This window comes from Oryzihumus leptocrescens, from assembly GCF_006716205.1.
GTDB lineage: Bacteria > Actinomycetota > Actinomycetes > Actinomycetales > Dermatophilaceae > Oryzihumus > Oryzihumus leptocrescens.
Genome location: NZ_VFOQ01000002.1, coordinates 208469 through 220993 on the forward strand (window position 1 = coordinate 208469; position 12525 = coordinate 220993).

General features: G+C 72.6%; 6 protein-coding genes and 1 tRNA gene. 6 read left to right on the forward strand and 1 reads right to left on the reverse strand.

Annotated elements, in window-relative coordinates; all coding sequences use genetic code 11:
* Positions 1-49: 49 nt before the first annotated feature.
* Entirely contained in the window at positions 50-1960 is a 1911-nt protein-coding gene (locus tag FB474_RS18070) for a penicillin-binding transpeptidase domain-containing protein (protein ID WP_141790252.1), read from the reverse strand.
* A gap of 92 nt (positions 1961-2052) precedes the next feature.
* On the opposite strand from FB474_RS18070, the gene FB474_RS18075 reads away from it, so the two are divergent.
* From FB474_RS18075 to FB474_RS18100, 6 genes are all read left to right on the forward strand, one after another.
* Complete coding sequence (locus FB474_RS18075; RefSeq protein ID WP_141790253.1) at positions 2053-3723, forward strand: long-chain fatty acid--CoA ligase; 1671 nt, start codon at positions 2053-2055, stop codon at positions 3721-3723.
* 227 nt (positions 3724-3950) lie between these two features.
* Positions 3951-5450, forward strand: coding sequence for an LCP family protein (locus FB474_RS18080; RefSeq protein ID WP_141790254.1), 1500 nt, complete (start codon positions 3951-3953; stop codon positions 5448-5450).
* Positions 5451-5561: 111 nt separating this feature from the next.
* A tRNA-Ser gene (locus FB474_RS18085) sits at positions 5562-5651 on the forward strand.
* Positions 5652-5868: 217 nt separating this feature from the next.
* Entirely contained in the window at positions 5869-8688 is a 2820-nt protein-coding gene (locus FB474_RS18090) for a hypothetical protein (protein ID WP_141790255.1), read from the forward strand.
* 246 nt (positions 8689-8934) lie between these two features.
* Positions 8935-9642, forward strand: a complete 708-nt coding sequence (locus FB474_RS18095; protein WP_141790256.1) for a hypothetical protein — start codon at positions 8935-8937, stop codon at positions 9640-9642.
* A gap of 132 nt (positions 9643-9774) precedes the next feature.
* On the forward strand, positions 9775-12525 hold the full coding sequence (locus tag FB474_RS18100) for an FtsX-like permease family protein (protein WP_141790257.1): 2751 nt from the start codon (positions 9775-9777) through the stop codon (positions 12523-12525).

The window sequence follows — 12525 nt, forward strand, 5'->3', positions numbered from 1 at the left end:
CGTGTCCGGGCCGTGGTCGGCCCGGCTCCGGTATGCCGTGTGGCCCGGCTCAGCGCAGACCGGCGAGGAACGTCCTCGCGAGCGGCGCGGCGACGTCGCCGCCGCTCTTGCCCTCCTCGACGAGCACCGCGAAGGCGATGTCGCCCTGCCAGCCGGTGAACCAGGCGCGGGTCTTGAAGGGCTTCTTCGTGCCGAACTCGGCGGTGCCCGTCTTGCCGTAGACCGGGCCGCCGGGGGCGTCCTTGACCTTGGTCCCGGTGCCGGAGGTCACCACCAGACGCATCAGCTGCTGCAGCTGGGCCGTCGCCTTGGCGTCGAGCGGCTTGGGGGTGTGGTCAGCGCCCTCGGGCGCGGGGGACTTCACCAGGGTCGGCGGGATGTAGCTCCCGCGGGCGACGGATCCGGACATGACGGCGAGGGCCGCGGGAGAGACCAGCGTCTTGCCCTGCCCGAAGGCGGTCGTCGCTCGCTCCGTGGCCCCGCTCGCCGGCGGGATGTCGCCGTCGAACGCCGGGACGCCGAGGTTCTTGGCCCACCCGGCGCCGATGCCGAGCTCGGTGGCAGCCCGGTGCAGGTCGTCGTTGCCCAGGCGGCTCACACCCAGGCCGATGAACGCGGTGTTGCAGGACTTGGCGAAGTCGGTCGCGAACGGAACGGTGCCGAACTTCTCACCCTCGTAGTTCTGCATCGTCGTGCCCTCGACCGTGACCTTGGGCGGGCAGTTCACCGGCGTCGTCGGGGTCAGGCCGCCCTTGAGCAGGGCGTAGGTGGTGGCCACCTTGAGCGTCGAGCCGGGCGCGTACTGGCCGCGCAGGGCGCTGTCGATGCTCTGGCCGGCGCTGTTGGCCACGGCGACCAGCTCACCGGTCCTGACATTGACCGCGACCAGCGCCGAGGGGACGGCCTTGCTGCCGGTCAGGGCAGCTTCCGCGGCCCGCTGGACCTTCGGGTCGAGCGTCATCGTGACCGAGGTGCCGTCCTTGGCCGGCACGTCGTAGAGCTCCTCGCCGGTCGCGCCGCCGACCCGGATGGAGATGCCCGGCGTCCCGCCGAGAACCGAGTCGTACGCCCCCTGGATACCGGTCAGGCCGGCACGGTCGCCGACGGCGAACCGGCCGTTGCTGGCCTGGATCCGTTCGGCGCCGACCATGCCGTAGGAGCCGAGCAGCGGTTGGGCGAACGTGCGGCTCTCGGCCAGGGGCTGGTCCCGGGTCGGGTGGACGACCCCCGGAAGCGCATCGAGTCGCGCCTTGATCGGCGCGAAGTCGCTCTCGCGGTAGGTGATGACGTCGATGACCTGCGAGGACTTCGCCGCCTTGGCCTTGGCCAGCGCGGTGACCAGGGAGCCGGGAGCCTCGTGGGTCAGCTTCTCCACCTCGGTCGCGGCCTGCGCCGTCGCCCGGGAGGGGTCGAGCCCGATGTCGTAGACCGTGCCGGTGGTCAGCAGCGGCTGGCCGTTGCGGTCCAGGATGTCGCCGCGCTTGCCCCACGTGTGCTCGAAGGACAGGGCGGTGCCCGCCGGCAGCTTGGGGTGCCACAGCGACGTCTTGCCGTCGGCGACGACCCCCCACGTCTGGCCGGTCTTCTTCAGGCCGACCGTCTCGTCATAGGCCCACGTCCGGCCCTTGCCGACCTGCCACGACACGTGCAGCCGGGCGTTGCCGGTCTCGCCGGTGCGGTGGACGTCGGCCACGGTGACCTTGACCGGCACGGCGCCCAGGGGTCCGGTTGTCGTGCGGAAGCTGGCCGCGACCTGCTTCGGCGAGGACCCGGCATACGTCGCGATCGGGTCATCGAGCTTGCGTGCGGTCCAGGCCCGGGCGAAGGACGTCGCGGCGGTGTTGGCCGCGCGGTCGTCGCGCGCCGCCTCGCGCTGGTGGAGCAGGACGAACCCCCCGGCCGCCGCGCCCACCACGAGGACCCCGCCCACGATCGAGGGGAGGAGGATGCGTCGATTCATGAGGGCCATCAAACCTCATCTGACTGGGTTGTCCCGAAACGCCGTGACCTCGGACACTCCCGTGAGGGCGTCGCGCATGGCAGGCTCCAGCCATGAAGAGCACCATGCAGGACACCCCGCTGCTCATCTCCCGCATCCTCCTCAACGGCACGCGCATGCATGCCGAGCAGGAGGCTGTCACCTGGACCGCCGAGGGCCCCAGGCGCACCTCCTACGCCGAGGTGGGCCGCAAGGCAGCCCAGCTGGCCCACGCGTTGCGCGGTCTCGGGATCGACGGCGACCAGCGCGTCGCGACGTTCATGTGGAACAACGCGGAGCACCTGATCAGCTACCTGGCCGTGCCCTCGATGGGTGCCGTCCTGCACGCGCTCAACATCCGGCTCTTCCCCGAGCAGGTCATCTACGTGACCAACCACGCGGAGAACCAGGTCGTCATCGTCGACAACTCCCTCGCCGCGCCGTTCAGCAAGCTGCTGCCGCACCTGGCCACGGTCCGCCACGTCATCGTCAACGGGCCGGTCCCGGACGAGGTCCGCGACGCCCTGGCGGGGGCGAGCGACCGGATCGAGGGCGTGCACGACTGGGACGAGCTGCTCTCCGGCCAGCCGGACAGCTTCGACTGGCCCGAGCTGGACGAGACCACGGCGTCGTCGATGTGCTACACCTCCGGCACCACGGGCAACCCCAAGGGCGTCGTCTACTCCCACCGCTCCAACTACCTGCACACGATGCAGGTCTGCATGCCGACCAGCCTCGACATCCGCCAGGGCGACCGGCTGCTCGCCGTGGTCCCGATGTTCCACGCCAACGCCTGGGGCCTGCCCTACGCCGCGCTCATGGCCGGCGCCTCGCTGATCCTGCCGGACCGGTTCCTCCAGGCCGAGCCGCTGGCGCGGATGATCGAGACGGAGAAGGTCACCGGTGGTGGCGCGGTGCCGACCATCTGGAACGACCTGCTGCGCTACCTGGACCAGCACCCCACGGACTGCTCGTCGGTGCGCTCGGTCGTCGTCGGCGGCTCGGCGTGCCCGCCGGCGCTGATGCGGGCGATGCAGGAGCGGCACGGCGTCACGGTGGTCCACGCCTGGGGGATGACCGAGATGTCTCCGCTGGGCTCGACGGCGGTCGCCCCGGTGGGCACGACGGGAGAGGAGCACTGGCACTACCGGGAGACCCAGGGGCGGGTCGCCCTGTCGCTGGACTACCGCCTCGTCGGGCCGGACGGCGCCGAGCAGCCGTGGGACGGCACCAGCGTCGGCGAGGTCGAGGTGCGCGGACCGTGGATCACCGGCTCCTACTACGACAACGGCCAGAACAGCGAGGCCGAGCGTGCCGACGCCGAGAGCAAGTTCGACGATGGCTGGCTGCGCACCGGCGACGTCGGCTCGCTGACCCCCGACGGGTTCCTGGTCCTGACCGACCGCGCCAAGGACGTCATCAAGTCCGGCGGCGAGTGGATCTCCTCGGTGGACCTCGAGAACGCCCTGATGGCCCACCCCGAGGTGGTCGAGGCCTCCGTGGTCGGGGTGCCAGACGAGAAGTGGGGGGAGCGGCCGCTGGCCACCGTGGTGCGCGCCCCCGGGGCGACCGTCGACGCGGCGGCGCTGCAGGAGTTCCTGGCCGCCAGGCTGGCCCACTGGCAGGTGCCGGAGCGCTGGGCGTTCATCGACGAGGTGCCCAAGACCAGCGTCGGGAAGTTCGACAAGAAGGTCCTGCGCCGGCGGTATGCCGAGGGGCAGCTCAGCGTCGAGACGCTTTCTTGACGTCTTGGACCGTTTTGGGGAACACACATGTCGTCCGTCTACACTCCCTCGGTTACAGCCGGGTGTGCGCGCGATGCGCGCTGCCCGGGCCACCACAGAAAGGCTCCTGAGTGACCCGCTTGCGCGCGGACCGCGACCGAGGCCGATCGCGTCGGGAGGCCCACAGCACCCGCTCCGGGCGCGAGGACCTCGACGCGACCGCGGGCGATCTCACCACTCGCCGGGCCATGAGGGCAGAGGGCCGCCGCGCCCACCGGCACCCGTTGCTGCGGCGGGGCGCGATCATCGGCGCGGCCCTGATGGCGGTGGTCCTCGTGCTGGGGCTGCTGGCCTACATCAAGCTCAACGGCAACATCCACCACCTCGACCTCGCGGGTCAGCTCGGGAGCCGGCCGAAGGCCCAGGCCACCAGGGACAAGCAGACCGACCTGCCGCCCATGAACATCCTCGTGATGGGGTCCGACACCCGGAACCTCGGCACGAACGCCTTCGGCACCTCCGCTGAGGTGGGCGGGGCGCGCTCGGACACCACCTTGCTCGTGCACCTGGCGGCGGACCGCAAGTCGGCCATCGTCGTCAGCATCCCGCGTGACTCCATGGTCAAGGGACCGGTCAGCTGCAAGAACAAGAGCAACGACATGGCGACCTGGGAGGTGCAGCAGTTCAACTCCTTCTTCTCGGCCGGGGGCCCCGCCTGCACGTTGCGGACGGTCGAGCAGAACACCGGCATCCGGATCGACCACTTCATGGTGATCAACTTCCTCGGCTTCGAGTCGATGGTCGATGCCCTGGGCGCGGTCCCCGTGTGCGTGCCCCAGGCGGTGAACGACCCCCTGAGCGGGCTGAAGCTCCCCAAGGGGCGCAGCGAAGTGAGCGGCAGGCAGGCGCTCGCCTTCGTGCGGGCGCGCTACACGCTGGGCGACGGGTCCGACCTGAGCCGGATCGACCGTCAGCAGGCGTTCCTCTCCTCGATGGTCCAGACGGCCACGAGCAGCGGGACGCTGCTGCGCCCGGACAAGCTCTTCCGCTTCCTCGACGCGGCGACCAAGTCGCTCACCACCGACCCCGGTCTCGGTAACCTCAACTCGCTGCGTGAGGTGGCGATGAGCGTCCAGGGTCTGCCCTCCTCGCAGATCCGCTTCCTCACCGTCCCGGTCGAGCCGTACACCGCGAACCAGGCGCGGGTGCAGTGGACCGACAAGGCGTCGGCCCTGTGGGACGCCATCGCCAAGGACGAGCCCCTCCCTGGCACGGGCAAGCCGCCTGCAGGCACCCCCGCGCCGGCCACCTCGCCGACGCCGGCGCCGACGTCCGAGCCGCTGATCGTCACGCCGGACAAGATCCACGTCTCGGTCATCAACGACTCGGGAGTGCCGGGCATCGCGCGTCAGGATGCGGGTGACCTGCAGCTGCAGGGCTTCCAGATCGAGGGGTTCAAGACCGGCAGCAACCGGCACAGCGGCGTCATCGTCAGCTACAGCCCCAGCAAGGCCGACTCTGCCCGCACCGTCGCGGCCGCGTTCCCGGGAGCCGAGCTCAGGCAGGACGACCTGCTCGGCGAGACGATCGAGGTCAGCGTGGGGACAGGCAGCCCCCAGGTCGTGGCGGTGCCCAACCGCATCGGCACCACGCCCCTGCCGTCCCGGTCGGCCGCCGCCACCGCGCCGTCCGCGACGCCGACGTTCAAGGCGCGCGCGGCCGACGCCGACATCTGCTCGCTGCACTGAGCCCCTCTCGCACCGCCGGGGACCCGTTTTGCCCCGGCGGTGCGCGGGCGGATAGCCTGTGCAGGCTCACGGTCCGTGGAGGTGCTTCGGCACAGCCGTCGGCGTGCGCACGGAGGCGTCGCCTAGCCCGGTTTATGGCGCCCGCCTGCTAAGCGGGTTGAGGTTAATCACCTCTCGCGGGTTCAAATCCCGCCGCCTCCGCAGATGACAGAAGGCCTCGAGGACGACGTCCTCGGGGCCTTCTGTCATCCGGGCACACGGCCTACCGGGCGCCGCCCAAGGGCCCCGGAGCCGCCGAGTCTGTGAATCCTCTGAATCAGGGCGAATCGGGGCATGTCAGGCCTGCTGGCGCCGATAGCATCTGGGCGCCGAGCCCCACGCGATCGCAGGGAGGCGGGCGCGAGACCCCGGAGAACGCATGAGCCTGCCCCTGCTCGGCCGTGTTGCCGCAGCTGTTTCCTTTGCCGTCGTCGGGGGCCTCTGCGGCCCCGGTGCGCAGGCCGCCCCCGCGGCCGTCGTCGACGACGCCGTCGTGGGGACCAGCGTCAGCCTGGCGGGTGGCTCCCTCGCCAGTGCCACCGACGACAAGACCCTGCCGGCCGGTCCGGTCCACGGGGTGCCCTCCAGCGTGGTCGACCCGGTCAACCACACCGTTGCCCTGACCATCGGCGACGCGGGGCAGCAGGCGGTCCTGACCATGGCCTGGCCGGCTCGTGTCGGGACGTACTTCCTCGGGCTCGACGGCGCCGAGCCCGAGCAGCACATGCAGCTCACCCGGTCCGGGAGCACCTGCCAGTTCACGGCGGGGACACTGGTGGTCCACGAGGTAGCGGCGACCGGGACCGGCGACGTGGGCCAGCTGACCGCGGACCTCCTCGGCGGCTCCTGCGGCGGGGCGACCCCGGGACAGGTGGGCGCGGCGATCCGGCTCGGGAGCCAGACGCCGCTGGGGCCGGTCCCCAGCGCACAGCCGGCCACGATCAGTGCCGGTGGCCTGAGTGGTTCGGACTACCAGCAGCAGGTCACGGTCACCAACGACGGTGACGCGCCGTGGACGGTCAGCGCGGCGGCGGTCAGCTCGACCAACAGCTCGTACCCTCAGCTGTCCGTCGACCCCGACTCCGACTCGTGCACGGGGAAGACCCTTCAGCCGGGCGACCAGTGCGCCGTCACCGTCGAGACCACCGCGACCAGCTACACCGTCGTCGAACAGCTGGTGGTCCACGGCAACGGAGCCGCCGACCTGGTGGTCCCCGTGAAGTTCGAGGGCTACGCACCGGTGCCTCCGCCGACCGGGGTGCAGATGAGCCCGGGACGACTGGGCACCACCATCACCTGGGACGCGCCGACCACTCGGACCTGGGACGGTTACCGCCTGTACGACGTCACCGGCGGCGCCCGCACGCTGCTGGCGACGGCCCCGCCGGCGGCGGTGTCGATGAGGGCGGAGGTCCACGGCCCCCGCACCCTGGCGCTCGTGGCCGCCAACGGGCCGTTCGCCGAGTCCACCGACGTCACCCTCACCCTCCCGGAGGTGCGATCAGAGCTGGTGGCCAACGACGTGTACGGCACGCCGGTGGGCTTCGGCGTCACGGGCAGCCCGGTCCCGGGCTCGCCGACCACGTTCAACCGGGTGGTGAGGCTCGACCCGGCACGCACGTCGTGGGTGGCCGCCACCGGCGAGACGGGGCTCACGGTGTGCGCCGTCAGCACCGAGGCCTGCACCCCGGTTCCCGGGACTGCTGCGGACACCCTCAGCGACGCGGCCCGCGGACCGGTGTGGCTGCCCGACGGCCGCCTTGCCTTCCTCCGCGGGGACTCCGGCGAGGCCGGGAACACCCTCTGGGTCGTCGCCCGGGACGGGAGCGGCCTGCGCCAGGTCGCGCGGATCGACCGCGCCGACGAGCTGGCCGCGGCCCCGGACGGCGAGCACGTGCTCCTGCGCAGCGAGGCCGCGTCGATGGTGAGCGTCCGGCTCGCCGACGGCGTGGTCACGCCGGTGCCCGGCACCTCGTGGGTGGACGACTTCACCGTCACCACCGACGGGCGCCTCGTGCTGGGGCGGCGGCTGGACGACAGCCAGAGCGAGGGGCCGACCCGCATCACCGTGCAGGACATGGATGGCAGCAACGCCCACGACCTGGCGCTCCCGGCGGGAGAGAACCGGTCTGCGACGCTCGACCCGGGCGGGGCCCAGCTGGCGTTCGTGCGGTTTACGGCTCCGTACCAGGGGACCGTCTGGATCGCCTCCGCCGATGGCACCAACGCCAGGCCCTTGTCCGACCGGGTCGGGAACTGGAGCGACCTGCAGTGGTCCACCGATGACTCTGCCTCTCCCACCGCGAGCCTCACCACGCCTGCGTGGTCGACTGCCTCCGCCGCGTTCCAGGTTGGCGCCACGGACGGCGACGACCCGGTGGGCAGCCTGCGCCGTGAGTGCAGCCTCGACAGCGGTGCGTGGGCGCCGTGCGGGAGCAGCTGGACCGTGACCGGCCTGAGCGCAGGTCCGCACACAGCTCACGCCCGGGTGGTCGACCCGAGCGGGGCGACCAGTGCCGAGGTGGCCCGCCAGTGGAGTGTCGACACGACCGCCCCGGTCGCGTCGCTCGCCGCCCTGCCCTCTGCGCTGACGTCCGCGTCCGCCACCGTGTCCTGGGCCGGCACTGACGCCGGCGGGTCGGGGGTGGCGAGGTACGACCTCAGGGAGCGGGTCGCAGGCCCGGGCAGTGGCTGGTCCGGCCTCACCTATCCCGCCGCGTGGCAGGGCAGGACGACGCGTAGCCTGCCGCTCCGCCTGGCGCCGGGCTACGAGTACTGCTTCTCGGTCCGGGCGCACGACGCGGCGGGCAACGCCGGGCCGTGGAGCGGTGAGCGGTGCGCGTCCGTGACGATGGACGACCGGTCCCTGTCCGCATCGCGGGGCTGGGTCCGAGGCTCCTCCACGGCGTACGCGTACGGCACCTGGAGCGGTGCACGGACGACCGGTTCGTCCCTCAGCCGCGGGCAGGTGGTGGCCCGGCGCATCGCCGTCGTGGTGGCCACGTGCCCGACCTGCGGCGCCGTCGACGTCTTCCAGGCCGGTGCCCGGCTGGGACGGGTCAACCTCTACTCGGCTCACGCCGCCTACCGCCAGGTCCGCTGGCTACCGGCCGGGACGAACGTCCGCTATGGCACCGTGGTGGTGCGGACGGTGACCAGCGCGCCTGTCTATGTCGACGGCGTGGTCCTCCAGCACTGACCCGCCTCTCCGGCTCCCGGCCCCCGGCGGGAGCCGGCCGACACGGCATACCACCCCTGTGGACCTCGACAGGCGGGGCCGGGCGAGCCGACGATGGGAGGGACGGGCCGGGTGCCCGTGAGGACGTGGGAGGTGCGCCATGGGAGACATCGGGACCGAGCGGCGCGAGGTCGAGTTCGAGCCGCTGACGGAGGAACCGCTCACCGCCCCGCCGCCGCCGGTGCGGCAGCCCGAGCCGACACCCTCGTGAGCGAGGGGCCCGCGCTGGTCCCCGGGGAGCTGCGCGGCTACCGGCAGTTCACCCTCCGCCGGGACGGGCTCTACCCCCTGGTCCACGTCTCGGAAGGGCCGTGGGACGGCGCGCTGCAGCACGCGCGCTGCGCCGAGCACGGCCATCACCCGCCCGCGGCGCGGTGCCGGTGTGGGCTCTACGCGTGGTACCTGCCGGGCAGCGCCACGGTCTCGGTCGGGCCGGTCGCGGCCGTCGTCGCGGCGCGCGGCCGGTGCGTGCTGGGCGACCGCGGCTTCCGCGCCGAGAGCGCGCGCATCGAGGCGGTCACGCTACCCGCCTCGCTGCTGTGGCGGCCACGGCATGCGGCGAGCGTGCGCGCGATGCTGGCGCGGGATTACCCCCGCACGCGGGTCTACCGCCTGACGCGGCGGATGCTGCGCGACCACCCGCCGCACGACGTCCGGGGCCTGGGCATCGACCCGCCGCGCGACCCCAGCCGGGGTTACCGGGCTGCGGCGGTGGCGCTGTGGGCCGCGTTCCTGCTGGCCGTGTTCAGTCTCGGCGCCGTGCCCCACGCGGCCCGGGTCGAGGCGCTCACCCAGTGGTGGCCGCTGCTGATCCTGGTCATCCTGGCCTGGCAGACCGCGCTCATCTGGCTGTTCATGCGCCTCATCGCCCAGCAGATGCCCGAGGCCCCGCGCGAGGACGACGCCCCGGGGTGACCCGGAGGCGAGGGGCACGGCATACCGGGCCTGACTTCCGGCATTTTGCGGGTGCCGCCATGCCGGAGGCTGGTAGGACTGGCCTGGGCCGGCACTGCGGGGGCAGCAGGCCCACGGACACCGGGGGGTGGGATGGGGCTCGCGCTGAGGCGACTGCGACACGAGTGGCGGCGTGCGCTGGCGACGGGGCTGTCGGTGCTGGTGGCCGTCACGGCGTTCGTCGTCCTCACCGGGTCCGCCGAGACGGCTCGGCTGCAGACGACGGCGACGGTGAACGCCAGCTTCCGCAGCTCGTATGACGTGCTGGTCCGGCCACGAGGGTCGCAGACTGCGATCGAGAAGGCCTCGGGCAAGGTGCGGCCCAACTACCTGTCGGGGATCTTCGGCGGCATCACGACGGCCCAGGTCGACGCGGTCAGGCAGGTCCCGGGCGTGGAGGTCGCCGCGCCCATCGCGATGATCGGCGAGGTGCTGCAGACCGTGGACTACCCGGTCGACGTGACCTCGCTGGTCGGGACGAGCGGTCCCGCGGTGCTGCGGTTCACGGTGACCGACCACGACCTGCACGGTCTCGCGACGGCTCCGGCGTCGGCCGGCTACGTGTACGTCGGCAACCAGCTGTCACTCGACATGGGCGCCGACGACCTCCCGGTCAAGGACAGCCTGCCTGGCGGGCGGGACGTGACCGTCTGCTCGGACATGCCGACGAGCGCCCAGATCCACTCGCCTTTCGACCCGCGAAACACCTGGTCGGCGCAGTGCTGGGACCGCAACGCCGGCATCGGCGGTGACCACTGGGTCGGCAAGCCCGGGCAGTTCAGCGTGCTGGCCCAGCGGTCCTTCCCGGTGATGGTGGCGGCGATCGACCCTGCCGCGGAGGCGGCACTGGCGGGGGTGGACAAGGCCGTCGTCGGCGGTCGCTACCTGACGGCACGGGACGCACCGGTTCCGGGCACGGATGCCGTCGACGTGCCCGTCCTGGCCTCGGCCACCTCGATGGTCGACGACACGGCCACGGTGCGGGTGGACCGGCTCGGGCCCGCGGGCGTGGGGATCGTCCGTTCCGGTCGCGGAGCAGAACGCACGCGGGAGCTGCTGCTGCGCCAGCCCGGCCTGGGTGGGACGTCGACCACCGTGACTGCCCAGCAGGCCCTGGATGCCTGGCTGAACGGCAGCGGGGCACACCGCGCCGCTGGCGTGGTGTCCCCGCAGACGTTGTTCACCACGTCGGCGGTGAGCTACACGCGGCGCCCGGACGGGGTGCTCGTGCCGAAGGTGGTCACGAACGACCCGGGGGTGTGGTCGACGAGCGTCTACGTCAACATGAAGTTCGCCCAGGTGCCCGCCGCAGCCGCCGACACCGCCTACCGCACGGTCACCGCTGTGCCGGCGAGCGGGCCGGATGGGACCAGGCTGCCGCTGACGCTCAACCTGAACACCGTGGGGACCTTCGACCCGCGCAAGCTCACCTCCGGGTCGGTGCTGTCCGAGGTGCCGCTGGAGACGTACCGCCCGCCGGCAGCGGTGGGTGCCGACACGGCCACGCGCCGGTTGCTCGGCGGGCAGCCGCTGCGGCCGGACACCAACCCGGCCGGCTACCTGCAGGCCCCGCCGCTGATGCTGACGAACCTGTCTGCGTTGCCGGCATTCGCCAACCCTCGGACCTTCGACCTCCCCGCCGGGTCACTGCTGCGGACGGCGCCGATCAGCGTCGTCCGGGTGCGCGTCGCCGGGGTGAAGGGGGCGGACCCGGTCAGCCGGGAGCGGGTGCGCCTCGTCGCCGAGCGGATCCGCGCGGCCACCGGGCTCGACGTCGACATCACCGTGGGCTCCTCGCCGTCGCCCGAAGTAGTGCAGCTCCCTGCCACCGCCCATGGAGCACCGACCCTGCGGGTCCAGGAGAACTGGGTCAAGAAGGGCGTCGCGACGGCGATCCTCACCGCGATCGACCACAAGAGCCTCGTGCTCTTCCTGCTCATCCTCGTGACGACCGCACTGTCCGTGGCGATCTCGGCCACCGCCGCGGTGCGGGCCCGCCGGGTCGAGCTCGGCGTGCTGGCCTGCCTCGGGTGGCGGCCGGCGATGCTGCTGCAGCACGTGCTCGCCGAGCTGCTCGCGGTCGGCGTGGTGGCCGGGGTCGTCGGGGCGATCCTGTCCCTCCCGCTGGGCGCAGCGCTGGGTGTGCCCGTGCCCTGGTGGCGGTCGGCCCTGGCGGTCCCCGCGGCGCTGCTGCTCGTGCAGGTGGCCGGCCTCCTGCCCGCCCGGCAGGCGGCCCGCGCCGTGCCCGCCGAGGCGGTGCGCCCGGCCGGGAGCATCACCGCGCGGCCGATGCGGTTGCGTGGCGTCGCGAGCATGGCGCTGGTCTACAGCCGGCGCACCCCGGGGCGGGTCCTCGCCGGCGCGGTCGCCCTGGCCATGGGTGTCGCGGCGTTGACGCTCATGCTCGGCGTCACCAGCGCCTTTCGCGGCGCGGTCGTCGGCTCACTGCTCGGTGACGCAGTGTCGTTGCAGGTGCGCACCCCCGACATCGTCGCCGGCGTGCTCCTGGCCGTGATCGGCCTCGGCTGCCTCGTCGACATCCTCTACCTGGACATCCGCGAACAGGCTCCCCGCTACGCCTCGCTGCTGGCCGCCGGCTGGCGCGACCGCACCCTTGCCGGGCTCGTCGTCGGCCAGGCCGCGGTCATCGCGGTGATCGGCGCGCTCGCCGGAGCCGCGCTCGGTGTCGGCGCCCTGGCCCTGTTCGCCCGGCCGACCGCCGCGGTGCTCGCCAGCACGGCCCTCGTGGTCGTCGTCGCCGTCGGCCTCACCTGCCTCGTTGCGCTGGTCCCCGCGAGGAGCCTGCGCCGTCTGCCCACCGCCCGCCTGCTTGCCCAGGAGTGA

Excerpts from the sequence above, each read along its gene's own strand:
- FB474_RS18070 (WP_141790252.1), bottom strand. The coding sequence starts at position 1,960 with ATGAATCGACGCATCCTCCTCCCCTCGATCGTGGGCGGGGTCCTCGTG.
- FB474_RS18075 (WP_141790253.1), top strand. The coding sequence starts at position 2,053 with ATGAAGAGCACCATGCAGGACACCCCGCTGCTCATCTCCCGCATCCTC.
- FB474_RS18080 (WP_141790254.1), top strand. The coding sequence starts at position 3,951 with ATGAGGGCAGAGGGCCGCCGCGCCCACCGGCACCCGTTGCTGCGGCGG.
- FB474_RS18090 (WP_141790255.1), top strand. The coding sequence starts at position 5,869 with ATGAGCCTGCCCCTGCTCGGCCGTGTTGCCGCAGCTGTTTCCTTTGCC.
- FB474_RS18100 (WP_141790257.1), top strand. The coding sequence starts at position 9,775 with ATGGGGCTCGCGCTGAGGCGACTGCGACACGAGTGGCGGCGTGCGCTG.